Annotated in this window: 23 protein-coding genes; 16 read left to right on the top strand and 7 right to left on the bottom strand. The window is 74.3% G+C overall.

Features of this window, described 5'->3' with window-relative positions; translation table 11 throughout:
* A complete protein-coding gene (locus tag ACGFI1_RS22775) occupies positions 1–951 on the bottom strand; it encodes an NADP-dependent oxidoreductase (protein WP_392787605.1) in 951 nt (316 codons plus the stop codon).
* A gap of 49 nt (positions 952–1,000) precedes the next feature.
* Between ACGFI1_RS22775 and ACGFI1_RS22770 the strand changes: the two genes are divergently transcribed.
* Positions 1,001–1,717, top strand: coding sequence for a TetR/AcrR family transcriptional regulator (locus ACGFI1_RS22770; RefSeq protein ID WP_387078283.1), 717 nt, complete (start codon positions 1,001–1,003; stop codon positions 1,715–1,717).
* Positions 1,718–1,922: 205 nt separating this feature from the next.
* Here ACGFI1_RS22770 and ACGFI1_RS22765 read toward each other — a convergent pair whose 3' ends face one another.
* A complete protein-coding gene (locus ACGFI1_RS22765) occupies positions 1,923–2,150 on the bottom strand; it encodes a hypothetical protein (RefSeq protein ID WP_138640314.1) in 228 nt (75 codons plus the stop codon).
* A 262-nt stretch (positions 2,151–2,412) separates the two neighbouring features.
* Here ACGFI1_RS22765 and ACGFI1_RS22760 point away from each other — a divergent pair, with 262 nt between their 5' ends.
* The 6 genes from ACGFI1_RS22760 (at position 2,413) to ACGFI1_RS22735 (ending at position 8,036) form a co-directional block, all read left to right on the top strand.
* The gene (locus tag ACGFI1_RS22760; RefSeq protein ID WP_067460243.1) at positions 2,413–2,616 is read left to right on the top strand and encodes a cold-shock protein; all 204 of its coding nucleotides are present in this window, start codon (positions 2,413–2,415) and stop codon (positions 2,614–2,616) included.
* Between the two features lie 214 nt (positions 2,617–2,830).
* The gene (locus ACGFI1_RS22755; RefSeq protein ID WP_387078285.1) at positions 2,831–4,306 is read left to right on the top strand and encodes a DEAD/DEAH box helicase; all 1,476 of its coding nucleotides are present in this window, start codon (positions 2,831–2,833) and stop codon (positions 4,304–4,306) included.
* 46 nt (positions 4,307–4,352) lie between these two features.
* Entirely contained in the window at positions 4,353–5,438 is a 1,086-nt protein-coding gene (locus tag ACGFI1_RS22750) for a TIGR03857 family LLM class F420-dependent oxidoreductase (protein WP_392787601.1), read from the top strand.
* Complete coding sequence (locus ACGFI1_RS22745; RefSeq protein WP_392787599.1) at positions 5,435–6,436, top strand: phosphotransferase; 1,002 nt, start codon at positions 5,435–5,437, stop codon at positions 6,434–6,436. Before ACGFI1_RS22750 ends, ACGFI1_RS22745 begins: the two co-directional genes overlap by 4 nt.
* 16 nt (positions 6,437–6,452) lie before the next feature.
* Positions 6,453–7,010, top strand: coding sequence for a GNAT family N-acetyltransferase (locus ACGFI1_RS22740; protein ID WP_392735880.1), 558 nt, complete (start codon positions 6,453–6,455; stop codon positions 7,008–7,010).
* Positions 7,011–7,130: 120 nt separating this feature from the next.
* Entirely contained in the window at positions 7,131–8,036 is a 906-nt protein-coding gene (locus tag ACGFI1_RS22735; RefSeq protein WP_392787596.1) for a universal stress protein, read from the top strand.
* 12 nt (positions 8,037–8,048) lie between these two features.
* Here the strand turns inward: ACGFI1_RS22735 and ACGFI1_RS22730 are convergent, their stop codons facing one another.
* A complete protein-coding gene (locus ACGFI1_RS22730) occupies positions 8,049–8,651 on the bottom strand; it encodes a TetR/AcrR family transcriptional regulator (protein WP_392787593.1) in 603 nt (200 codons plus the stop codon).
* Positions 8,652–8,783: 132 nt separating this feature from the next.
* Between ACGFI1_RS22730 and ACGFI1_RS22725 the strand changes: the two genes are divergently transcribed.
* Positions 8,784–9,152, top strand: a complete 369-nt coding sequence (locus ACGFI1_RS22725; protein WP_392787590.1) for an STAS domain-containing protein — start codon at positions 8,784–8,786, stop codon at positions 9,150–9,152.
* Between the two features lie 68 nt (positions 9,153–9,220).
* Here the strand turns inward: ACGFI1_RS22725 and dmpG are convergent, their stop codons facing one another.
* The 3 genes from dmpG to ACGFI1_RS22710 are packed head-to-tail and all read right to left on the bottom strand — an operon-like array spanning position 9,221 to position 12,002.
* Entirely contained in the window at positions 9,221–10,264 is a 1,044-nt protein-coding gene (dmpG, locus tag ACGFI1_RS22720) for a 4-hydroxy-2-oxovalerate aldolase (protein WP_392787587.1), read from the bottom strand.
* Entirely contained in the window at positions 10,261–11,157 is an 897-nt protein-coding gene (locus ACGFI1_RS22715; RefSeq protein ID WP_392787585.1) for an acetaldehyde dehydrogenase (acetylating), read from the bottom strand. The genes dmpG and ACGFI1_RS22715 overlap by 4 nt, the downstream gene beginning before the upstream one ends.
* A 50-nt stretch (positions 11,158–11,207) precedes the next feature.
* The gene (locus ACGFI1_RS22710; RefSeq protein ID WP_392735873.1) at positions 11,208–12,002 is read right to left on the bottom strand and encodes a 2-keto-4-pentenoate hydratase; all 795 of its coding nucleotides are present in this window, start codon (positions 12,000–12,002) and stop codon (positions 11,208–11,210) included.
* Between the two features lie 107 nt (positions 12,003–12,109).
* On the opposite strand from ACGFI1_RS22710, the gene ACGFI1_RS22705 reads away from it, so the two are divergent.
* A complete protein-coding gene (locus ACGFI1_RS22705) occupies positions 12,110–12,883 on the top strand; it encodes an IclR family transcriptional regulator (protein WP_386876281.1) in 774 nt (257 codons plus the stop codon).
* Here ACGFI1_RS22705 and ACGFI1_RS22700 read toward each other — a convergent pair.
* A complete protein-coding gene (locus tag ACGFI1_RS22700; protein ID WP_392787581.1) occupies positions 12,857–15,724 on the bottom strand; it encodes an FAD-binding and (Fe-S)-binding domain-containing protein in 2,868 nt (955 codons plus the stop codon). The two genes, ACGFI1_RS22705 and ACGFI1_RS22700, sit on opposite strands and share 27 nt — an antisense overlap.
* Before the next feature lie 252 nt (positions 15,725–15,976).
* On the opposite strand from ACGFI1_RS22700, the gene ACGFI1_RS22695 reads away from it, so the two are divergent.
* From ACGFI1_RS22695 to ACGFI1_RS22665, 7 genes are all read left to right on the top strand, one after another.
* A complete protein-coding gene (locus ACGFI1_RS22695; RefSeq protein ID WP_392787578.1) occupies positions 15,977–17,470 on the top strand; it encodes a pyridoxal phosphate-dependent decarboxylase family protein in 1,494 nt (497 codons plus the stop codon).
* Positions 17,471–17,486: 16 nt separating this feature from the next.
* Complete coding sequence (locus tag ACGFI1_RS22690) at positions 17,487–19,031, top strand: hypothetical protein (protein ID WP_392787575.1); 1,545 nt, start codon at positions 17,487–17,489, stop codon at positions 19,029–19,031.
* Between the two features lie 29 nt (positions 19,032–19,060).
* A complete protein-coding gene (locus ACGFI1_RS22685) occupies positions 19,061–19,492 on the top strand; it encodes a hypothetical protein (protein ID WP_138636184.1) in 432 nt (143 codons plus the stop codon).
* Positions 19,493–19,514: 22 nt separating this feature from the next.
* Positions 19,515–20,309 (top strand): hypothetical protein, encoded by a 795-nt coding sequence (locus tag ACGFI1_RS22680; protein WP_386876271.1) that lies wholly within the window; start codon positions 19,515–19,517, stop codon positions 20,307–20,309.
* Positions 20,310–20,370: 61 nt separating this feature from the next.
* Positions 20,371–20,844 (top strand): hypothetical protein, encoded by a 474-nt coding sequence (locus ACGFI1_RS22675; RefSeq protein ID WP_387078310.1) that lies wholly within the window; start codon positions 20,371–20,373, stop codon positions 20,842–20,844.
* Positions 20,841–21,389, top strand: coding sequence for a hypothetical protein (locus ACGFI1_RS22670; protein WP_392787572.1), 549 nt, complete (start codon positions 20,841–20,843; stop codon positions 21,387–21,389). Before ACGFI1_RS22675 ends, ACGFI1_RS22670 begins: the two co-directional genes overlap by 4 nt.
* Positions 21,390–21,620: 231 nt before the next feature.
* Complete coding sequence (locus tag ACGFI1_RS22665; protein WP_392787570.1) at positions 21,621–22,859, top strand: nitrate/nitrite transporter; 1,239 nt, start codon at positions 21,621–21,623, stop codon at positions 22,857–22,859.
* Positions 22,860–22,979: the final 120 nt, after the last annotated feature.

The following is a 22,979-nucleotide window of genomic DNA, read 5'->3' as shown; positions in this document are numbered from 1 at the left end:
TCAGTGCACCAGGACGATCTTGCCGCGGGCGTGGCGGGTCTCGCTCAGCGCATGCGCGGCCGCGGCCTCGGCGAGCGGGAACGCCGCCGCGACCGGAATCCGCAGCCGCCCCTCGCCGGCGAGCGCGACCGCGATCCGCAGGCCGTGCACCGCCATCGGATCCGCCGAGGCGCCCAGCGCCGCGTGCGTCTCGGCGGCCGGTACGCCGTGGGACATGTGCACCCCGTGCGCCGCCGCGTCGAAATCGGCGATCGTCACCACGCGCGCCGCGTCCCCGGCAATGGCGATCAGGTCGGGCAGGGCTCCTCCGGCGCAGTCGAACACCGCGTCCACCCCGTCCGGCGCAAGCGCGCGGACGCGTTCGACCAGGCCCGTCCCATACGTCGTCGGCTCCGCGCCGAGGGAGCGCAGGAACCCGTGGTTGTGCTCGCCGGCGGTCCCGATCACGCGGGCGCCGCGTGCGGCCGCCATCTGCACCGCGACCGTGCCGACGGCCCCGGCCGCGCCCTGCACCAGTACCGTGTGCCCGGCGCCGGCCCCCAGCCGGTCGAGCACCCGGGTGGACGTCTCGGCGGCGCCACCGGCGCCGCCCGCCTCCTCCCAGCTCCACGCCGCCGGTTTGGGCGCCCAGACGGCCAGGACGGCATGGTCGGCGTTGGCGCCGCGCGCGGTCATGGTGGTCATGCCGAACACCTCGTCACCGGCGCTGACGCCCGTGACCCCGGCGCCGACCTCGTCGACGACGCCCGCGGCCTCGAGTCCCGTCCGGTAGGGGAGCGCGGCGGGCACGATGTCGCGCATCCGGCCGGAGCGGACGAGGACCTCTCCCGCCGAGACACCGGACGCGCGCACGGCGACGCGGATCTCCCCCGGCCCGGCGTGCGGCGCGTCGGCCTCGGTGACGTGGACGACGCCCGGCGGCCCGTACTCGGTGAATTGAACAGCTCTCATGCCGTGGACCGTAAAGGGCGACCGGTTCCGGCTGGCTAAAGTGAGAACGGTGACGGCCGAAGTGGGAACGAGTCGCCGGTCGGACGCCCGAGACAACCGCGCGCGCATCGTCCTGGCCGCCCGCACGGCCTTCGCCGCCGGCGGCGCCGACGTGCCGATCCGCGAGATCGCCCGGCGCGCCGAGGTGGGCGTCGCGACCCTCTACCGGCACTTCCCGTCCAAGGAGGCGCTGCTCACCGCGGCGTTCGCCGAGCAGACGGAACTCTGCTCGGCGGTCGTGGCCGAGGGCCTGGCGGCGCCCGACCCGTGGCGCGGCTTCCGCCTGGTGATCGAGAGGCTGCTGGAGGCGCACGCCCGCGACCGGGAGTTCCGCTCCTACATCGCGCGGCTGCCCCGGACGTCCCCGCTCACCGCAGACCGCGACCGCGCGCTGCGCCTGCTGCTCGAACTCGTCCGGCGCGCGAAGGAGTCCGGCGACCTGCGCCCCGACATCGTGGTGGAGGACATCGCCCTCGCGCTGATGGCGAGCGACGGCATCCGCGCCGAGTCGCCCGAGATGCGGGCGGCGGCCTCCCGCCGCCTCGCCGCCCTGATGCTCGACTCCTTCCGCGCGAGCCCGGCCTCGTCCCCGCTGCCCCCGGCCGTCCGCCTCCCCCTCACAGCTCAGGTCCACTCTGGCGCCGCGGCCGGAGGCCGCCGGCAGCGGACGACCCAGGGGGCGCACACCGAGGACCACGGCCGCCGTCCACGAGCGGGAGAAGCTTGAGGTCCGCGGTGCCGGGGCCGCCGCCGTGTCGAGGTGCCCGCGCGGCTCCTCGTGCGACCCGTCGACGGCCGCGTCCGCGGGGCGCCTCCGGTCGTACCGGCGGCTGCGGCTCCGTTCCGGGCGACGCCGGCGGTGCGGGACGGCCTTGAGCGGCTCCGGGGCCGCGCTGACCCGGGGCTGTCGTGAGGCCCGTCCGGAGGACGGGTCAGAGCTTGAAGAGCTTGGCGAAGGGAGCCAGGATCTTCACCTTCTGCGTCCCGAAGTCGACGAGGACCGAGCGGCCGTCGTGGACTTCCAGGATGGTGCCGAGGCCGTACTTGTCGTGCGTCACCCGGTCGTCAGGAGCGAAGACCTTCGCGGGCGGCGCGGCGGGCGGGGGCTTGAAGGGACTGGTGGGCAGGTGTCGCCGTCTGGCTGGTTCGGTGGGTTTCATCACCTGCAATTATGCGCTCGCCAGGACGATGACGGGGGGCTGTTCGTAAGCTGATATCGAAATCACAGTGAATCCTTGATTCAGGAGACGCCCTCCGGGCATGTGGTACGGTCGGTGTAGTTGCGGTTCCCAAGACATGTGCATGCGCCTGCGGATCAACTTCAGCAGGCGCATTTTTTGTTGTTCTGGATCTTCCGGATGGGCCATCGCGACGCCCCGCTCGCGCACGGTGCGCGAGCGGGACCGAGCAGAGGAGATCGACATGGCCACCGGTACCGTCAAGTGGTTCAACGCGGAAAAGGGCTTCGGCTTCATCGAGCAGGACGGCGGCGGCGCCGACGTCTTCGCCCACTACTCCAACATCGCGGCCCAGGGCTTCCGTGAGCTGCAGGAGGGCCAGAAGGTGTCCTTCGACGTCACGCAGGGCCAGAAGGGCCTGCAGGCCGAGAACATCGTCCCGGCCTGACCGCCGGCCGCGCGGCGGACGGCCTCCCGGGGCCCGTCCGCCGCGCGAGGCGCCCCTTCGGGGGCGCCACCCCGGAGGGGCTCCCTCCGGTCCCGCCCGCGGCACCGCGGGTTCCACCAGGTTCGTCTTGAGAGCTGTTCGTCCGGCCCCTGGCCGCGCTTCCGCGCGGCGGAGGACTTCCTCGACACGCACCGTCTTCGAGGAAGGCCCTCCCATGTCACCCGCGCCCCGAGAACGCTCCGCCTCCCGGCCCCGCCGCGGCGGCGGCCGGCGCCGTCCGGCCCAGCGGCAGGACGCCGCGCCCGCGCCGAAGACCGCGCCCGCGCCGAAGCCCTCGACTCCGCCGCTTCCCGCGGTCGAGTCGTTCGCCGACCTTCCGCTCCCGGCGCCGCTCCTGGCGGAGCTGGCGCGCCAGGGAGTGACGGCGCCGTTCCCCATCCAGGCCGCGAGCCTGCCGAACGCCCTCGCCGGACGGGACGTCCTCGGCCGGGGCCGCACCGGCTCCGGCAAGACCCTCGCGTTCGGGCTGGCCGTGCTCGCCCGCACCGCCGGGCACCGCGCCCGGCCGCGCGCGCCGCTCGCCCTGGTCCTGGTCCCCACGCGGGAACTCGCGCAGCAGGTCACCGCCGCGCTCACCCCGTACGCCGACGCCGTGGGGCTGCGGCTCGCGACCGTCGTGGGAGGTCTCGGGATCACCCGCCAGGCGCAGGCCCTCGCCGCCGGCGTGGACGTCCTGATCGCCACGCCCGGACGGCTCGCCGACCTGATCGAGCGCGGCGACTGCCGGCTCGGCGAGGTGGCGGCGACCGTGCTGGACGAGGCCGACCAGATGACCGACATGGGGTTCCTGCCGCAGGTCACGCGGCTGCTGGAGCAGACCCCGCCCGGCGGCCAGCGGATGCTGTTCTCCGCGACGCTCGACGGCGACGTGGACCGGCTCGTCCGCCGGTTCCTCGCCGACCCGGTGACCCACTCGGTCGACCCGTCCGCCGCCGCGGTCACCGCGATGGAGCACCACCTGCTGCACGTCGCCGACACCGACAAGCACGAGACGACCGCGCACATCGCCTCCCGCGCCGAACGCGTGATCATGTTCGTGGGCAAGAAGCACGTCGCCGACCGGCTCGTCCGCAAGCTGACCACCCGCGGCGTCCGCGCCGCCGCCCTGCACGGCGGCAAGACGCAGTCGCAGCGCAACCGGGCGCTGGACGCCTTCCACGCCTCGGACGTCACCGTGCTCGTGGCCACCAACGTCGCCGCCCGCGGCATCCACATCGACGACCTCGACCTCGTCGTGAACGTCGACCCGCCCGCCGACCACAAGGACTACCTGCACCGGGGCGGACGCACCGCCCGCGCCGGGCGCACCGGCACGGTGGTCACGCTCGTCCTGCCCGACCAGCGGCGCGAGATGGACGCCCTGATGGCCAAGGCCGGCATCACCCCGGTGACGACCAGCGTCCGGCCCGGCGACTCCGAACTGTCCCGGATCACCGGCGCGCGCACCCCGGCGCCCGCCCCCGCACCGGCGGCGGCGCCCGCGCGCAAGCCGCGCGACCGCGCCCAGAACGGCACCGCCCGGGCCACCGGCCAGAGCCAGGCGCGCGGCCAGGGACGCGGTCAGCGGCAGGAGCACGGTCAGGGCCAGGGACGCGGCCAGGGTCGCAGGCCCCGCCGCCGCGCGTCCTGACCGCCGCCCTTGATTGTGGACAGCTGTCCAGACTAGATTCCGGGGCGTGCAGCGCGCCGATCTTCCCGAACTGGGCTTCTACGGGCTCGCCGGCCACTCGGCGAGCCCCCGCGACCTGCTCGCCGAGGTGGCCGAGGGGGAGCGGCTGGGCCTCGGCTCGGTGTTCCTGTCCGAGCGCTTCGCGACCAAGGAGGCCGCCGCGCTCGCCGGCGCCGCCGCGGCCGTGAGCGAGCGGATCGGCATCGCCACCGCCGCCACCAACCACAACACCCGGCACCCCCTGCTGACCGCGACCTTCGCGACGACCATGCACCGGCTGTCGGACGGGCGGTTCGCGCTCGGCCTCGGCCGCGGCTTCGACATGCTCTTCGACGTCATGGGCCTGCCCCGGGTCACCATGGCCCAGCTCGAGGACGTCATCGGCATCCTGCGCCGCCTCTGGCACGGCGAGGCCGTCGCCGGGCACGACGGGCCCGCCGGGACCTTCCCCTACCTCAGCCAGGACCCGTCCTTCGACGAGGACGTCCCGGTCATCCTCACCGCGATGGGGGAGCGGACGCTGGAGTTCGCCGGGCGGGTCGCCGACGGCGTCGTCCTGCACACCTTCTTCACCGACGAGACCCTCGCCGAGGCCGTCGCGGCGGTGCGGCGCGGCGCCGACCAGGCCGGGCGCGACCCCGCGTCCGTCCGCGTGTGGTCGGTGCTGGCCACGGTCGGCGACCACCTGGACGAGGAGGCGCGGCTGCGCAAGCTCGTCGGCCGCCTCGCCACCTACCTGCAGGGCTACGGCGACCTGCTGGTCCGGGTCAACGGCTGGGACCCGGCGGCGCTGGCCCGCTTCCGCGCCGACGACCTCGTCTCCGGCTACCCCGGCGCGTTCGACGCGATCGGCACGCCCGACCAGCTCCGGCACGTCGCCGGGCTCCTCCCGGACGAGTGGCTCGCCGCGTCCGCCACCGGGTCGCCCGCGGCGTGCGCGGCCCGCGTCCTCGACCAGTTCGCCGCGGGCGCCGACGGCGTGATCCTGCACGGCGCCACCCCCGCCGAGCTCGCGCCCGTGCTGGACGCCTACCGCGCCGTCCGGCCGGACGGGTTCGACGGGCTGCCCCGCAACCCGGGCCGCAGCCGGTGATCACCGCGTCCTGGCTCGGCGAGGTGCTGGGCGGGCGGGTCGACGACGTCGCGATGGAGGCGATCGGCACCGGGCAGATCGGCTCGGTGCACCGGCTGCGGCTGGCCGGCGACGGCGTCCCGCCCCGGCTGGTGGCGAAGCTGCCGCCGGCGGACCCGGCGGCCCGCGCCCTGCTCGGCGGCACCTACCGCACCGAGGTGCTGTTCTACCGCGACATCGCCGGCACCGTCGCCATCCGCACCCCGCACTGCCACCACGCCGAGATCGACCCGGACACCTTCGAGTTCGTCCTGCTGCTGGAGGACCTCGACCCGGCCGTGCAGGGCGACCAGCTCGCCGGCTGCCCGCCGCGGCTCGCGCGCGAATGCGTCGCGGGGCTCGCCGGGCTGCACGGCCCCCGCTGGTGCGACGCGTCGCTGCTGGACGCCGGAGGGCCCGCCCGCCCGACCGAGGCGGACGCCGACGCCCTCGCCGAGGTGTACGCCCCGGCCGTCGAGACGTTCATCGACCGCTTCCCCGACCGGCTCAGCGCCGCGGACAAGGACACGCTGCGCGGCACGGTCGAGGGCATCGGCCCGTGGCTGGTCGCCCGCCCCGAGCGGTTCGGGCTCGTCCACGGCGACTACCGGCTGGACAACCTGCTCTTCCCGCCGGACGGCGCGGGCGCGCCCGTCACCGTCGACTGGCAGACCCTCACGGTCGGGCTGCCCGCACGCGACCTGTCCTACTTCCTGGCCACCAGCCTCGGCGCCGCCGACCGCCGCGCCCATGAACGCGACCTCGTCGCCCGCTACCACGAGGCGCTCCTCGGCCACGGCGTGCGCGACTACCCCCTCGACCTGTGCTGGGACGACTACCGCTTCGCCCTCCCGCAGGCCCCGCTCATCATCGTGCTGGGCTGCGCCTACGGGACGCCCACCGAGCGCGGCGACGCGATGTTCCTCGCCATGGCGGCCCGCGCCTGCGCCGCGATCCGGGACCACGCGGCCGGCGCGTGACGGGTAGGGTCGCCCGGTGACCCCCGAACTCCGCACGGACCGCCTCGTCCTGCGCCGCTGGAGGGAGAGCGACCGCGGGCCGTTCGCCGAGCTGAACGCCGACCCGGCCGTCATGGAGCACTTCCCGGCGCCCCTCACGCGCGCGGAGAGCGACGCGATGATCGACCGCGTCGACGCGGCCATCGAGGAGCGCGGCTTCGGGTTCTGGGCGCTGGAGACCGCCGGGACGGGCGAGTTCGTCGGCTTCACCGGCCTGTCGGTGCCGCGCTTCGAGGCCCACTTCACCCCGGCGGTGGAGATCGGCTGGCGGCTCGCCCGATCCGCCTGGGGCCGCGGCTACGCGTCCGAGGCCGCCCGCCGCGCGCTGCGGTTCGCCTTCGACGACCTGGGGCTGGACGAGGTGGTGTCGTTCACCGCCACCGCCAACGTCCGGTCCCAGGCGGTCATGGAGCGCATCGGCATGACCAGGGACGCGTCCGGCGACTTCGACCACCCGCTCGTGCCGGACGGGCACCGGCTGAAGCGCCATGTCCTGTACCGCGTCACGGCGGCGGACCTCCCCGCCGGAGCGTAACGGCCCTACCGGTCATTGCCGGGCAAAATATCCGCCTGCTCCCAAGAATCGGGGCCGGGGGACCTTCGTCCTCTTCTGCTGGCGCCGGGCCGCGCGCAGACTGGCAGGAGGGAGGCAGGCATGAACGGCGAGGAGAGGAAACACTGGCCGCACGTCCTGTTCGGATACGACGGGACGGCGGAGAACGACGCGGCCCTGCGCTGGGCGGTCGAGGAGGCCCGGCTCCGCGGCATCGGGCTGCTGATGTGCCACTGCTGGCACTGGCCCTACCCGGCCGGCCACACCGACCCCGAGATCGAGACGATCATGAAGCGGGCGGGGGAGAACCTGCTCGACAGCGGCGTGCGCCGGGCCTACGAGCTGGGCGTGCCCGGCGCCGTCCGCAAGCGGCTGCGGCGCGGCCCGGCCCTGGAGGCGCTGCTGCGCGGCGCCGCCGGCGCCGAACTGGTCGTGATCGGCGCGGCCGGCGACCCGGTGGGCGTCGCGATGGCGCTGGAGCTGCCCGCCCGCTCCCCGCGCCCGGTGATCGCGGTCCGGGACGGCGGCGGCCCCCCGCCGCGCCGGGTCGTCGTCGGCACCGACGGGTCGGCGGGCTGCCGCGCCGCCCTCGGCTTCGCCGCCGAGGAGGCGGCGCTGCGCGGCTGGGACCTGCACGTCGTCTACGGCTGCTGGGAGCCCGGCGCCGTCGCCGAGTCCGAACTCCCCCTGTTCCACGACCGCGAGCTGCTCGCGAGGACCCGCGCGGCGGAGCTGGCGGAGGTCGTGGAGCCGGTGCGCCGCCGCTACCCGGAACTGCGCGTCGAGGCGTCGCCGCTGCTGGAGCGCCCCCTCGACGCCCTGCGGGAGGCCGCGGACGGCGCCGGCCTCGTGGTGCTCGGGGAGCGGAGCGCCGGCCCCGGCCTCGGCGCGATCGCCACCGGCATGCTGCGCCGCGACAGCCGCACCCTCGCGATCGTCCCGGCCGGGCGGGCGGCCGAAACGCGCGCGCACGGCCCCGGCCCCCGCGTCCCCGCCCGGCACGCCTAGCGGGCGCGCCCGTCAGGGGTCGGTGACCAGGGCCTCGGTGGCGTGCAGCGCCGGGCCCGTCGGCAGGTCGGGGTCGAGGATCAGCTGGAGCAGCAGGCCGTCCAGCATGGCGGTGAACAGCATCGCGGTGCCCTCGTGCCGCTCGGCCGGCCAGTCCGGGCACAGGTGCGCCAGCCGCGCCGTGATCCGGGCCCGGACGGTGCGCGACCAGTCCCGCCGCTCGGCGCCCATCCGCGGATCGCGCAGCGCCCTGACCAGCAGCTCGGCCGCGAGCCGCAGGTTGCGCTCGCCGGCCGCCATGCGCGGCACGAGATCGCGCAGCGTGCGCAGCGCCGCCGGGGTGTCGGGCGCGGCGATCAGCGCGTCCACCACCGGATCGATGATCATCTCGCTGGCGCGCTGCGCCACCGCGATGTGCAGGCCCGGCAGCCCGTTGAAGTAGTGGTGCAGCAGCCCCGGCCGGGTCCGCGCGCGGTCGGTCACGGCGCGCGCCGTCACCGCCGGCCAGCCGCCCTCGGCGAGCAGGTCGAGGCCGATTCCCACCAGCTGGTCCCTGCGCGCCCGCCCGCGAGGAGTCGACGCTTCCCCCGCGCCGGAAGGGTCCTCGTGGGTCATGCCGCCCAAGCTATCCCAACCCTTGCACCGTGCAAAGATCATCACCGGCGGGAACGCCCTTCCCCGGCTTCCTTGCACTGTGCAAGGATGAGCCCCCCAGGACGAGGCGCCGTGGTCGCTCGGAGGCAGGACGTGACCGGATACACCGCCCCCGTCCGGCCGCTGTCCATCGACATCACCGTCGAGCGCCGCTGCATCGTGCTGCGGCTGGGCGGCCACCTCGTCACCGACAACGTGCCCCGGCTGAGCCGCTGGCTCGACCGCATCGGGCGGCTGGAGGACGGCGTCCTCGTCGCCATGGACCTGCAGGGCGTCGTCGGCTGCGACTCCGTCGGCGTCGACGCGCTCGTCGACGGCGCGGGCCGCATCCGCCGGGCCGGCGGCCTCCTCATCGCCGCGCACTACCCCGACGCCTGCGCGGCCCACCGCGCCCGCGCCGCCCTGGAGACGCGCCCCACCGTCCACGACGCCATCGACGAGCTCCGCGACCGGCACGGCTGACCCCCACCGCGACGCGGAAGGGCGCGGCGGCCGGTGCGACCGGCCACCGCGCCCCCGCGCCCGTACGGTCAGGACTCCGCGCGCTCGCGCTCCGCGCGCAGCTGGAGCGCCACGTCGATGATCATGTCCTCCTGGCCGCCGACGTAGCCGGCCTCGCCGACCTTCTGCAGGATCTCGTGCACCGGGACCTCGTACCGCTTCCCGGCCCGCTCGGCGTGCAGCAGGAAGCTGGAGTACACGCCCGCGTACCCCTGCGTGATCGCGCCCCGGTCGGCGAACGGCAGCCGGTGCAGGAACGGCTTCACCACGTCGTCCGCGGCGGCCATCACGCCCTGCACGTCCACGCCCGTCGGGACGCCGAGCCGCTCGAACGTCGGCACCAGCACCTCGGTGGGGGAGTTGCCCGCCCCCGCGCCGAGCGCGCACAGCGCCCCGTCGATCTGCAGCGCGCCGTTCTGCTGCGCCAGCACCGAGTTCGCGACGCCCAGCGACAGGTTCTGGTGGCCGTGGAAGCCGACCTGCGCCTCGTGCCCGATCTCCTTGACGACCGCGCTGATGCGCTCCTGCGCCTCGCCGAGCACGAGCGCGCCCGCCGAGTCGACGACGTACACGCACTGCGCGCCGCCGTCCACCATGATCCGGGCCTGCTGCGCCAGCACGTCCGGCCGCACCCGGTGCGACATCATCAGGAACCCGACGGTCTCCATGCCGAGGCCGCGGGCGGCGGCGAAATGCTGCAGCGAGACGTCCGCCTCGGTGCAGTGCGTCGCGATGCGGGCGACCGACGCGCCCGCGTCGTGCGCCAGCTTCAGGTCCTCGACCGTGCCGACGCCCGGCAGCATCAGCACCGCGATCTTCGCGCGGGTCGCCTCGTCCACCGCGGCGGCGACGAGCTTGACGTCGTCCTCCAGCGAGAAGCCGTAGTTGAACGACGAGCCGCCGAGGCCGTCGCCGTGCGTGACCTCGATGACCTCCACGCCGGCCGCGTCCAGCGCGTGCACGACCCCGCGGACCTGCTCCTCGGTGAAGCGGTGCGCCATCGCGTGGCTGCCGTCCCGCAGCGTCGAGTCGGTGATCCGGATCTTCGCCGGGGTATCCTGCGCGGCGCTCATGATGCCACCTTCCTACGCGCGATCTGCTCGCCCACCCGGGCCGCGGCCGCGGTCATGATGTCGAGGTTGCCGGCCCACGGCGGCAGGTAGTCGCCGTTCCCGCGGACCTCCAGGAACACCGCGACGCGGGCCATCCCGTTCCAGATGTCGCGGGGCTCGTCGAACTGCGGCTCGGCGCGCAGCGTGTAGCCGGGCACGTACACCGCGACCTCGGCCACCATCTTCTCGATCGAGTCCTGGATCGCCTTGGTGTCGGCATCCGACGGGATCGCGCAGAACACCGTGTCCCGCATGATCATCGGCGGGTCCACCGGGTTCAGGATGATGATCGCCTTGCCCCGCCCGGCGCCGCCGACCTTCTCGATCGCGCGGGCCGTGGTCTGGGTGAACTCGTCGATGTTCGCGCGCGTGCCGGGCCCGGCCGACCGCGACGCGATGGACGCGACGATCTCCGCGTACGGCACCGGGACGACCGACGACACCGCGTGCACGATCGGGATCGTCGCCTGCCCGCCGCAGGTGATCATGTTGAGGTTCGGGGCGTCCGACAGCGTGTCCAGGTTCACCGGCGGGCACACGAGCGGGCCCGCCGCGGCGGGCGTCAGGTCGATCGCCGTGATCCCCGCCTCCTCGTAGCGGGGCGCGTTCGCCAGGTGCGCCTTCGCCGACGTCGCCTCGAACACGAGGTCGGGCAGCGTCGGCTGCTTCAGCAGCCAGTCCACGCCCTCCGCAGACGCCGGGACGCCGAGCTTGCGGGCGCGCTCCAGCCCGTCCGACTCCGGCACCACCCCGATCATCGAGTGGACGTCGATCAGCTCGCTGCGCATCAGCTTGACCAGCAGGTCGGTGCCGATGTTGCCCGGCCCGACGATGGCCGCCGTCAGCTTGCTCATGCCTTGTCCCTGCGAGGGGGCGACCCCCCGCGCCCCCCGGCTCGCTTCGCTCATTTCTGCTCCTTCCCGAACCGGGCGGTCACAGAACCGATCCCGGCGAACGTCGCCGTCAGGGTCTCGCCGGGCGCCACCGGGACGGCCGCGGTGATCGAGCCGGGCAGCACCACGTGCCCCGCCTCCAGGGACACGCCGCGCTCGCCGAGCACGTTCGCCAGCCACACCAGCGCGTTGATCGGCGAGCCCAGCACCGCGCCGCCGGCGCCGGTGTCGATCAGGTCGCCGTCGCGGCGCAGCAGGCAGCCCATCAGCGACAGGTCCAGGTCGTCCAGCCGGACCGGGCGGGTGCCGAGCACCACGCCGCCGCTGGAGGCGTTGTCGGCGATCGTGTCCGGCAGGGTGATCTTCCAGTCCGCGATGCGGGAGTCGATGACCTCCAGCGCCGGCAGCACGTACTCGACGGCGGCGACGGCGTCCGCCGCGGTCGCGCCGGGCCCGGCGAGCGGGCGGCCGAGCACGAACGCGATCTCCGGCTCGATCCGGGGCTGCAGGAACCGGCCGGCGTCGATCGGGGCGCTCTCCTGCAGGAACATCGTGTCCAGCAGGACGCCGAAGTCCGGCTGGTCGACGCCCATCTGGCGCTGCATCGCGGCCGAGGTCAGCCCGACCTTGTGCCCCTTGATCCGCGCCCCGGCGGCGGTCCACGCCTCGACCTGGGCGAGCTGGACCGCGTAGGCGTCGGCCACCGACATCTCCGGATGGTCCTTCGTCAGCGGCGAGATGGGAGTGCCGGTGGCGTACGCGTCCAGTAGCGCCGCCGCGGCCTTCTCCACGGAACCCGGGTCCATTGGGGCCGTCCTTTCGTTGTCTGCCGAGGCCGAGCCTCCCCCGTCCCGGTCGCGGCGGGCAATCCGCGCGTCCCGCGTGGTGGGACACATCTTCTACAGTGGCGGGCATGCCGCCCGACGACACGTTCCTGCGCCGCGCCGTCGCCGTGCTGACCGCGTTCCGGGCCGACGACGACGGCCTCGGCGCCGCCGAGCTGGCCCGCCGCAGCGGCCTGCCCAAGTCCACCGCGCACCGGATCGCGCTCGACCTCGCCGAGGCGGGCCTGCTGGAGCGCGACGGCACGCGGGTGCGGCTCGGGCTGAAGCTGTTCGAGATCGGGCAGCGGGTGCCGCGCCAGCGCGTGCTGCGGGACGCCGCCGCCCCCTACATGTCGGACCTGCGGGAGGCGACCCGGCAGACCGTCCACCTCGCGGTGCTGGAGGGGGCCGAGGTCGTCTACGTCGAGATCCTCGGCTCGTCCGGCGGGCCGCGGCTGCCGTCCCAGGTCGGCGGGCGGCTGCCCGCGCACGTCACCGGGGTCGGCAAGGCGATCCTGGCGTTCTCCCCGCCGGAGGCGGTGCAGGCCGTGCTGGACGCCGGGCTGGCCAAGCGGAGCGGGCGCAGCGTCACCGCGCCGGGGCTGCTGGCCAAGGAGCTGACGCGGATCCGCCGCGAGGGCGTCGCCTACGACCGGGAGGAGTCCGGCGCCGGGATCGTGTGCGCGGCCAGCCCCGTCCTCGGCGCCGACGGCCAGGCGCTCGGCGCGCTGTCGGTGTCGGGCTGGGCGACGAAGATGCGCCTCGCCGCGGTGGCCCCGGCCGTCCACACCGCCGCGCTCACCCTCTCCCGCACCCTATCGGCGGGAAAGGCGACGTCAGCGGGGAAGGTGGCGGGCCAGTAGCTGGGCCAGGTGCTCGCCGTCGCGGCCCGCCAGGTCGGCGAGCTGGGTGCGGCAGCTGAACCCGTCGGCGAGGACGACCTCGCCCTCGCCCGCCTTCCGGACGGCCGGGAGGAGCGACGTCTCGGCGACCGCCACCGAGACGTCGTGGTGGCCCTTCTCGACGCCGAAGTTCCCGGCGAGGCCGCAGCAGCCGCCGACCCTGCCGACGTCCGCGCCCGCCTCCGCCAGCAGGGCCGCGTCGGCCGTCCAGCCCATGACGGCGTGGTGGTGGCAGTGCGGCTGCGCGACGCCCGCCACGCCGGACAGGTCGGGCGGCGTCCAGCCGGGGGTCTCGGCGAGCAGCTCGGCGAGGGTGCGGGTCGCGGCGGCCACCTCCCGCGCGGCGGCGGCGTCCACGCCGCGCAGCAGCTCCGCCGCGTCCGAGCGCAGCACGCCCGTGCAGGACGGCTCCACCCCGACGACCCTCGCCCCGCGCCGGACGTGGGGGAGCAGCGCGCGGACGGTCTGCCGGGCCTGCGCGCGCGCCCCGTCGAGCTGGCCGGTGGAGATCCACGTGATGCCGCAGCACACCGGGCGCTCGGTCACGATCACCCGGTAGCCGGCGTGCTCCAGCACCTTCACCGTCGCCATGCCGACCTCGGGGGAGAACGCGTCGGTGAAGGTGTCCACGAACAGCACGACGTCGCCGTGCCGCCCCTCGGGGCTGCGGTGTGAGGTGAACCAGCGCCGGAACGTCACCGGGGCGAACTCGGGCAGCGAGCGCCGCCGGTCGATCCCCGCGCCCCACGCGAGCAGCGGCCTCAGCGCGCGCGACCGCATCACCGCGTTCACCGCCCTGACCGACGCGGGCGCCTTCGCCGCGAGGCGCGTCCAGCGCGGGAGCCAGCCGAGCGCGTAGTGGGAGCGGGGCCGGACCTTCCTCCGGTACCGCCGGTGCAGCGCCTCCGCCTTGTAGGACGCCATGTCGACCCCGGTCGGGCAGTCGGACGCGCAGCCCTTGCAGGACAGGCACAGGTCGAGGACGTCGTGCAGCGCGTCGGACTTCCAGCCGTCCGGGCCCAGCTTGCCGCTGACGACCTCCTGCAGGACGCGCGCCCGCCCGCGCGTGGAGTCCTTCTCCTCGCGGGTCGCGAGGTAGGACGGGCACATCACGCCGCCCGCCGCCGTGTTGTCGGCGCGGCACTTGCCGACGCCGGTGCACCGGTGCACGGCGCGCGACAGGTCGCCGCGGTCGTCCCGGTAGGCGAGACCGAGCCCGCGGTTCAGCGGGACGAGCTGCACCGCGCGCAGGTCGTCGTCCACCGGCGCCGGGCGGACGATCACCCCCGGGTTCAGCACGTCCCCGGGGTCGAACACGTCCTTGACGGCGGAGCACAGCGCCAGCGCCTCCGGCGAGTACATGTGCGGCAGCAGCTCGCTGCGGGCGCGGCCGTCGCCGTGCTCGCCCGACATGGTGCCGCCGTGCCGCGCCGCCAGCGCGGCCGCCTCGTTCAGGAAGTCGCGGAAGACCCGCGCGCCCTTCGCCCGGCCGAACGGGAAGTCGATCCGCACGTGGACGCAGCCGTCGCCGAAGTGCCCGTACGGGACGCCGAACAGCCGGTACTCCGCCAGCAGCGCCTCGAACTCCCGCAGGTAGGCGCCGAGCCGCTCGGGCGGGACGGCCGCGTCCTCCCAGCCGGCGTGGGCCTGCTCGCCGTCCGGCGTCCGCGCGACGAGCCCGGACCCGTCCTCGCGGATCCGCCACAGCGCGTCCGCGAGCGCCATGTCCTCCACGACCATGGAGCCGCGGCAGCCGGAGTCGCCGACGACCTTGCGGGCGATGCCGCGCAGCGCCCCGATCTCGGCCCCGGCCAGCTCCACCAGCAGCCATCCGGACCCGTCCGGCAGCGGCGGCACCGCGGCGGCGCCCCGCCGCTCCCGCACCACGCCCGTGATCCGCGAGTCGAGCCCCTCGCAGGCCACCGGCCCGTGCGGCAGGATCGCCGGGACGGCGTCGGCGGCCTCCGCCATCGACCCGTAGCCGAGCACGACCAGTACCCGGCAGGCGGGCTCGCGCACCATCCGCAGCCGCGCGGCCAGGGTCAGCGCGAGCGTCCCCTCGCTCCCGACCAGCGCCCGCGCGACGTCGAAGCCCCGCTCCGGCAGCAGGTGCTCCAGCGAGTAGCCCGACACCTGCCGCCCGAACCGGCCGAACTCCGTGCGGATCAGCGCCAGGTTCTCGCCCACCAGCCCGCGGAGGCCCTCCAGGAGGGGGCTCTCGGCCGGGCCGCCGGGGACGTCGCCGAGCCGGAGCCGCTCGCCGGAGCCGGTCACCACGTCGAGGCCGAGGACGTTGTCGCTCGTCCGGCCGTAGCCGAGCGCCCGCGACCCGCACGCGTTGTTGCCGATCATGCCGCCCAGCGTCGCCCGCGTCCGGGTGGACGGATCGGGCCCGAACCGCAGCCCGTGCCCGGCCGCCAGCTCGTGCAGCCGCGCCTGCACGATCCCGGGCTCGACCAGCGCCGTCCCCGCCTCGGGGTCGATCTCCAGCACCCGGTTCAGGTGGCGGCTCGCGTCCACGACGACGCCCGGCCCGACTGCGTTGCCCGCGATGGACGTCCCGGCGCCGCGCATCGTCAGCGGCACCCCGAGCCGGCGGCACACCTCCAGCACCGCGGGCAGCTCCGCGGTCTCCCGGGGCGTCACGACGACCGCGGGCGGCACCCGGTAGAGCGAGGCGTCGGAGGAGTACATGGCCCGCGCGAGCGCGGAGTCGTCCACGCCGCCGACCCCGGCGGCCCGCAGCGCCGCCGCCAGTTCGCCCTGCCCAGGATGCTCGGTCACGCCACCACGGTAGGACATCAGGCCCGCGCCGCGCCGTGCCGCCCGCCGCGATGCGCCTTTCGTCCACATAAATGCCGACAGGGCGGACGGCATCGCGGATCAATAAATGATCGACAAATGTCGCCGGTGGCGCCTCGGTTAGGAATGACTGCCCTTGTTGGCCGCTCGCGGGCCTGCCTAGACTCAACGCTGTCAGGGCCAATACATAAACGGTCATGAAAATCGGGGGAACGCGCAGTGGCGGACTCGCCAGGGAAATGTCATCCACCCGTGCCGCGACCGCGGCAGCCGGCCGGGGAATCGCTGGCCGCCGCATTCGATCCGCATCTTTTCCGCAGGAATTCCGAACTGGCCGCCCGGCGGCTGGAGACCTATCTGGCGGACCTGTCGGTCCGCGGCCTGGACCTCACCGACCCGGCGGTGCTGGCGCGGGCCGCGCGGTCGCTGATGGCGACCGGGCACGAGGGCGTCGCCGCGTTCGACGAGAAGCGCCTGGCCGGCATCATCGACCTCTACGTCCGGACCGGCATCCAGGTCCACTCGCCCGGCTACATGGGCCGCCAGTTCTCCGGGGCCGTCCCGCTGGCCGGCGTGATCGACTTCGTCAGCGCCGTCGTCGGCCAGCCGTCCTCCTTCTACGAGGCGGGGCAGCTCCCGCTCACGGCCGAGCGCATCATGGCCGACGAGCTCAACCGGTTCATCGGCTGGGAGCCGGGCCGCTTCGCGATGGTCACCACCTCGGGCGGTTCGCTGGCCAACCTCACCGCGCTGCTGGCCGCCCGCAACCGCGCCTTCCCCGGCATCTGGGCGCGCGGCCGGCACGGCGGCGGCCCGGCCCCGGCGGTCGCGGTCAGCGAGGACGTCCACTACAGCGTGACCCGGGCCGCCGGCGTGCTCGGCGTCGGGGAGGCGCGGCTGGTCCGGCTGCCGGTGAACCGGCGCGGGCAGATCATCGCCGAGCGGGTGCCGGCCGTGCTCGCCGCGGCCGAGCGGCGGGGCCTCGCGGTGTTCTGCCTGGTGGCCTCCGCCGGCACCACGGCGCTCGGCGCGTTCGACCCGATCGACCGGCTCGCCGCCATCGCCGCCGAGCGCGGCATCTGGCTGCACGTCGACGGCGCGCACGGCGCCAGCCTGCTGGTGTCGGACCGGCTGCGGCACCGGCTGCGCGGCATCGAGAAGGCCGACTCGCTGACCTGGGACGCGCACAAGATGATGTTCGTCCCCGCGCCCTGCACCCTGCTCTTCTACCGGAACGCCCAGGCCGCACTCGGCGCCTTCCGGCAGCGCGCCAGCTACGTATTCGACGAGGAACCCGATCCATTCTGCGAATTCGACAGCGGCGACAAGAACTTCGAATGCACGAAACGGCCGATGATCATGCCGTTGTGGACGCTGTGGGCCGTCTACGGCCGCGCCCTGTTCGCCGAGAAGATCGAGTACCTGTGCCGGCTCACCCGGGACGCGCACGGCATTCTGCGGAGCGAACCCGATTTCGAGACGCTGCACCTGCCGGAGGCGAACATCCTCTGCTTCCGCTACCGCCCGCCGGGCGTCGCCGCCGGCCGGGTGCACCGCCTCCAACTGCAGATCCGCGACCGGGTCCGGCGGTCGGGGCGCTTCTTCATCTCCAAGGTCGACGTGCGGGGCACCGCCGCGCTGCGCGTCGTGATGATGAACCACCAGGCCGGCACCGAGCACGTCCGGATGCTGCTCGCCGAGATCAGGGACACCGGCGAGCGGGTGCTCCGCGACGGGAACCCGTGACGAACAGGAGTGCGCGATGAGCGTTGTGCGACTGGACCGGGCGGCCGACGCCGCCGAGCTCGCCGCCCGGCTGATCCCCGACGAGGAGATGCAGCCGTGGTCGGTCGACACCGTCCCCGACCTGCCGTCGTTCGCGGGCAAGATGCGGGCGTGCGAGCGGCTGTGCGGCGTCCCGTACAGCGAGACGCCCCACGAGGTGCAGGACGCCCTCGTCCTGCGCCGCCTGCAGCAGATGGTCAACACGGTGCTGCTCAACCCGCTGTGGAAGGAGCGGCTCAGCGCCGCCGGGATCACCGGCCCGCCCCCCACCTACGCCGAGTGGGAGCAGATCCCGCTGTCGGACAAGGCCGTCCAGCGCGACATGGTGATGGGCGCGCGGCCCGGCGTGGTCGTGCCACTCAGCCGCGGCGGCTTCGAGGTCGTCGCCAGCGGCGGCACCGGCGACGGGCTCCCGCTGGAGATCGTCTACTCGCTGCGGGAGCTGCGCGACACCTACCGGGTCGCCGGCGCGTTCATGGGCACCTACCAGCTCCGCGGCCACCTGCGCGGCGGCGACCCGAAATGGCTGTTCACCAACCTCGCCGACTACCAGATGTGGAGCAGCGGCACGATGGTCGGCGGCGTGCTCCAGCAGGTGCCGGGCGTCAACTACATCGGCGCCGGCCCCGTCACCGGGCCCGTCCTGGAGCACATGTTCTCCTATCCGGGGCCGAAGGCGATGATGGGCATCTCCGCGGGCGTCGCCGTCCTCGCCGACCTCGGCGCCGGGCTCAGCCGCGAGGCGCGGGAGAACTTCCGCGTCGCCCTCTACGGCAGCGGCGTCCTGCCGCACCGCAAGCGGGCCGAGCTGCGCGCGCTGTACCCGAACGTCGCGATCCTCAGCTACTTCGCCGCGACCCAGGCCGAGACCATCGGCCTCCAGCTCCGCGACGACTCGCCCTGCCTGGCGGCGGTGCCCGGCCTGCACCTGGTCGAGATCGTGGACGAGGCGGGCCGCGCGGTCGCCGAGGGCGAGGAGGGCGAGCTCGTCGTCACCCGGCTGCACGCCCACGAGGCGCCGCTGCTGCGGCTCAAGCTCGGCGACCGGATGATCCGCCGCCCGTCCCTGGACGGCCCCGGGCTGAAGACCCGCCGGTTCGAGTTCGCCGGCCGCACCGGCGACGTGCTGCACCTCAACGACAGCCAGTACTCGGCCGCGCTGGCCTACGAGGCCCTGCGCGACGACCTGTGCACGGCCACCGGCATCGACCTGGACGAGGCCGCGCACGAGATCCAGTTCGTCAACCACCGCGAGGCCAGGACGATCACGCTGCTCGCGGCGGTCGACGACCCCGACGGGCTCGGCCGCGAGGTCGGCTCGGCGCTCGGCCACGCCGGTCTCCAGCGGCTGTTCACCGGTGCGATGCCCCGGTCGCTGTCGCTGTTCAACGACCGGGAGGCCACCCGGGCGGCGGTGGAGCGGTCCGGATACGGGTTCCGGGTCTCCTTCGTGCACCGGTCGTCCCCCGAGATAGAGCGGACGGCCGTCGGCAAGGTCCCCCTCGTACGCGACCGGGGGTGACGGGCAATGGTCAGGACAGGAGCGGAGAAATGAAACCGAACGTCAACATCGTCGTCCTCGTGGACGTCGTCGGAGCGCTGTCGGACGGGACCCTCCACAACGGGAACCTCTCGCTGATCGACGACGGGCAGTTCGACAGCGCCGGGCAGGGCACCACGGACCTGTGCACCGTCGTCGCACCGGGCCAGGTCGTCCAGTGGAGCGCCGTCGCCGTGGACGTGCAGACACCGGTCGAGATCCGGAGCATCTCGTTCCTCGGCGCCCCGGGCCCGCCGCCCGCCGGAGGCGGCGGGCAGGCGGGGGAGGCCGAGACCAAGACCCCGGACGTCCTGGTCTGGTCCGGGATCGTCCCCGCCCACCTCGTGCCCGGCGCGCGCTACGGGTACCGGCTCGAACTCCAGATGCACGAGGGCCGGAACAGCGTGCTGGGCCTCGAGACCGCCGCGCTCATGTGCGCGTGACCCCCGACCCGAAGGCGGACCCATGGCACAGCAGCAAGCCATCATCGTGATGGTCGACATCGCCGGCGCGCTCCAGGACCGGAACCTCAAGGGCAACATCTACCTCTTCGACAACATGAAGTTCCTCGGCTCCACCGGCGACGGGACCGAGGACCTCGTCACCGCGATCCCCGGCACGTACTGGAGCGACGGGTCGCAGGGCACCGAGCAGGTGCTGAACTGGGCGCTCGCCAGCCTCGGCTCCATCCCGCCGACCGTGCCGCGCAGCTACCACGCCGACCGGGCGGAGGCCATCGACCGGGAGGCGCTGGCGGAGATCGGCGCCGTCGCCGACCGGGCCCCGGACCCGTCCGTCGACACCACCGCCGACCTGGAGCACCTGCGCCGCCGCGTCGGCACGCACGCCCGCCGGCCGCGCGGCAGCCGCGGCCTGGCCGGCGCCAAGGTCCTCGACGTGACCGGCAACGCCGTCACCGGCGAGGACGCCGCCTACAACTACCCCCCGCCGATCATCACCGACCTCACCGGCGAGGCGGTGGACGAGAAGATCATCTACCCGGCGCAGTACGGCTCCCCGGACATGGTGTCCGACGGCTGGTACTGGTCGGCGACGGTCGATACCGCCCGTCCGGGGACCTACTCCTACACGATGCACATCCAGCTCCACGAGCTGGTGTACCGCAACGGGGAGCCCGTCTGGGAGTCGGTCGACATGACCTGGCGGTCGGCCATCCGGGTCACGGCCGAGCCGAAGCGCAACGCGTTCACCGGGGCGGGGCTCGGCCACCTGCCCATGCCGGCCGTCCCGCCGTCGTAGCCCGCGGCCCCCGGCCCCCGGCCCGCGCACCGCGCACCGCACCCGAAAACGGAGGAGCCCCATGCCCCCGAGGACAAGACCCGCCGACGCCAAGCCCGCGCGTCCCGTCACGATCGTCGCCGTGGTGGACCCGGTCGCGATCATCGCGTCCGGCTCGCTGGACCACAACGTCTACCTGTACGACACCAACAAGTCCGCCGGGTCGACCGGCTTCGGCACCGAGCGGCTGCGCACGACGGTGCGGGCCGGCGACCGGCTCATCTGGAACGTCGTCGTGCTGGAGTGCGAGACCTACGCCTCCCTCGACGACATCGTGATCGACGCGAAGGTCTGCGAGCCCGAGCGCAGGGTGTTCCCGGGCACCGACATCGTCTACTGGACCGGCACGGTGAAGAAGGCCGTCACCGAGCCGGTGGCCTACCGGCTGAAGTTCCGGCTCGGCACCCTCACCGAGCCGTTCGCCCTGTCGACGCCGGCGCTGGCCGGCCCGGCCCCCGCCGCCGGCCGGCCCGGCGCGGTGAAGGAGCGGTCATGAGCACCCCGCGGAGCGCCGAGCGCCCGGACGAGCGCGGCCAGCTGAACTCGGTCCAGCTCAACATCGTGACGCTGGTGAACATGGAGCGCGCGACCTCGACCGGCTCGCTCGACGGCGCCCTGTTCATGATGGACAACAGCCTCGGCGGCACCGGGCAGGGCACCGACCACCTGGAGACGATCTGCAAGCAGGGGCAGGTCATCAACTGGATCATCCGGCCGGTGGAGATGGAGAAGCGGCCGGACGGCACCTGGCCCCCGATGCCGAAGATCAGCAACCTGGTGTTCCTGGACACCGAGAAGGGCGACGAGGAGGACGTCGCCGAGCGCCGCATCACCACCGAGCTGAAGATCTACGGGGCGCCCGACCTCATGCGGTCGCCGTACACGCCCGTCTACTACTACTGGGCGGGGGCCGTCCAGAGCACCGCGCGGCCCGGCCTGTACCACTACCGGTTCGTGCTCGAACTGGAGCAGGACGGCTCCAAGCAGAAGGTCTACCTGAGCCCCAAGCGCCACGCGGCGCTGCGGGTCCTGGAGGTCTGACCGAGGGTCGCGCCCACCGCGCCGACCGGGCCCGCCGCACCGGCCCGGTCGGCGCGCCGTCGTCGCCGGGCGCGTCCTGACGAGACCATCGGCCTGACGGGACCGTCGGCGGGACGAAGGTCCCTTCAGCGCGCCGCCGCTCTCCGCGAGGGTGAGATCGGACCCGGCGGGTACCGATCATGGTTATCCGCCGGAGGTCCGGGAACGATCACGGGAACCTGGCGGGGAGCGATGGAAGCGGTGCGTGGGGTGGCCGAGCGAGACGAGAGCAAGCCCGGGCCGCCGGGGGCCTGGCGGCCCATGGTCATGCTGGCGATGGCCACACTGGGGTTCGCGGTCAACTTCTGGGCGTGGGCCCTGCTCAGCCCGCTCGGCCCGAGGTTCAAGGACTCGCTGGACCTGACGTCGTTCGAGCAGTCGCTGCTCGTGGCGGTGCCGGTGGTGGTGGGGTCGCTCGGGCGGATCCCGGTGGGGGCGCTGACCGACCGGTTCGGCGGGCGGGTGATGTTCCCCGCGGTGTCGCTGATCACGATCGTGCCCGTGCTGTACCTCGGGCTGGCCGGGCACTCGTCGCTGCCGGCGCTGCTGGTCGGCGGCTTCTTCCTCGGCATCGGCGGGACGGCGTTCGCGATCGGGGTGCCGTTCGTCAACGCGTGGTTCCCGCCGGAGCGGCGCGGGCTGGCGATCGGGATCTTCGGCGCCGGGATGGGCGGCACCGCCATCAGCGCGCTGACGACCGTCAAAGAGGTCGACAGGTACGGGATGGAGTTCCCGTTCGAGGTGATGGCGGCCCTGCTCGCGGTGTACGCGGTCGTCGCGTGGCTGGTGCTGCGGGAGGCCCCCGGCCGCACCGCCCCCACCGAGCCGCTGGCGAAGCGGCTGGCGGCGACCGTCCGGCTGAGCGTCACCTGGCAGATGTCGGCCCTGTACGCGGTCGCCTTCGGCGGCTACGTCGCGTTCTCGGTGTACCTGCCCACCTACCTGAAGGCCGAGTACGGGCTGTCGCAGGCGGACGCCGCGAACCGGATGGCGGGCTTCGTGCTGCTGGCCGTGGTGATGCGGCCGGTCGGCGGCTGGCTGTCGGACCGGATCGGCGCGGTGCGCGTGATGACCGCGGCGCTCGCGGTGACCGTGGCCGGCGCCGTCGCGCAGTCGTTCGCGCCCGCGCTCATGCCGGTCGGGACCATCGCGTTCCTGGCCATGGCCGCCGCGCTCGGCGCCGGAAGCGGCGCGACGTTCGCGCTGGTCGCCCGGCTCGCCCCGGCGAACAAGGTCGGCGCGGTCACGGGTGTGGTCGGCGCCGCCGGCGGGCTCGGCGGGTTCGTCCCCCCGCTGGTGATGGGAGCGCTCTGGGGCAGCCTCGGGGAGTACCGGATCGGCCTGCTGCTGCTCGCCCTCGTGGCGGGGGCGGCCGGGCTGTTCACCGCCACGACCGTCCGGCGCGCCGTGGCGGCGCGCGCGGAAGGCTGACACCGCGCCGTCCCGCCGGGGCCCCGGCGGGGCGGCGCACTCCCAGGGCGGTTTTGCCCGGTTGATTCGCAGAAGGGGGTACGAGTTTTGCTACACCGACCGGCGGGCCCGAAATGTCGG

It is taken from the genome of Actinomadura geliboluensis, from assembly GCF_043197915.1.
Classification (GTDB): domain Bacteria; phylum Actinomycetota; class Actinomycetes; order Streptosporangiales; family Streptosporangiaceae; genus Spirillospora; species Spirillospora geliboluensis.
Note: the sequence above shows the minus strand (reverse complement) of the source record. Positions and strands in the feature narration are given on the sequence as shown.

Excerpts from the sequence above, each read along its gene's own strand:
- ACGFI1_RS22775 (WP_392787605.1), bottom strand. The coding sequence starts at position 951 with ATGAGAGCTGTTCAATTCACCGAGTACGGGCCGCCGGGCGTCGTCCAC.
- ACGFI1_RS22765 (WP_138640314.1), bottom strand. The coding sequence starts at position 2,150 with ATGAAACCCACCGAACCAGCCAGACGGCGACACCTGCCCACCAGTCCC.
- ACGFI1_RS22760 (WP_067460243.1), top strand. The coding sequence starts at position 2,413 with ATGGCCACCGGTACCGTCAAGTGGTTCAACGCGGAAAAGGGCTTCGGC.
- ACGFI1_RS22755 (WP_387078285.1), top strand. The coding sequence starts at position 2,831 with ATGTCACCCGCGCCCCGAGAACGCTCCGCCTCCCGGCCCCGCCGCGGC.
- ACGFI1_RS22735 (WP_392787596.1), top strand. The coding sequence starts at position 7,131 with ATGAACGGCGAGGAGAGGAAACACTGGCCGCACGTCCTGTTCGGATAC.
- ACGFI1_RS22730 (WP_392787593.1), bottom strand. The coding sequence starts at position 8,651 with ATGACCCACGAGGACCCTTCCGGCGCGGGGGAAGCGTCGACTCCTCGC.
- dmpG (WP_392787587.1), bottom strand. The coding sequence starts at position 10,264 with ATGAGCGCCGCGCAGGATACCCCGGCGAAGATCCGGATCACCGACTCG.
- ACGFI1_RS22715 (WP_392787585.1), bottom strand. The coding sequence starts at position 11,157 with ATGAGCAAGCTGACGGCGGCCATCGTCGGGCCGGGCAACATCGGCACC.
- ACGFI1_RS22710 (WP_392735873.1), bottom strand. The coding sequence starts at position 12,002 with ATGGACCCGGGTTCCGTGGAGAAGGCCGCGGCGGCGCTACTGGACGCG.
- ACGFI1_RS22705 (WP_386876281.1), top strand. The coding sequence starts at position 12,110 with ATGCCGCCCGACGACACGTTCCTGCGCCGCGCCGTCGCCGTGCTGACC.
- ACGFI1_RS22700 (WP_392787581.1), bottom strand. The coding sequence starts at position 15,724 with ATGTCCTACCGTGGTGGCGTGACCGAGCATCCTGGGCAGGGCGAACTG.
- ACGFI1_RS22690 (WP_392787575.1), top strand. The coding sequence starts at position 17,487 with ATGAGCGTTGTGCGACTGGACCGGGCGGCCGACGCCGCCGAGCTCGCC.
- ACGFI1_RS22685 (WP_138636184.1), top strand. The coding sequence starts at position 19,061 with ATGAAACCGAACGTCAACATCGTCGTCCTCGTGGACGTCGTCGGAGCG.
- ACGFI1_RS22680 (WP_386876271.1), top strand. The coding sequence starts at position 19,515 with ATGGCACAGCAGCAAGCCATCATCGTGATGGTCGACATCGCCGGCGCG.
- ACGFI1_RS22675 (WP_387078310.1), top strand. The coding sequence starts at position 20,371 with ATGCCCCCGAGGACAAGACCCGCCGACGCCAAGCCCGCGCGTCCCGTC.
- ACGFI1_RS22670 (WP_392787572.1), top strand. The coding sequence starts at position 20,841 with ATGAGCACCCCGCGGAGCGCCGAGCGCCCGGACGAGCGCGGCCAGCTG.
- ACGFI1_RS22665 (WP_392787570.1), top strand. The coding sequence starts at position 21,621 with ATGGAAGCGGTGCGTGGGGTGGCCGAGCGAGACGAGAGCAAGCCCGGG.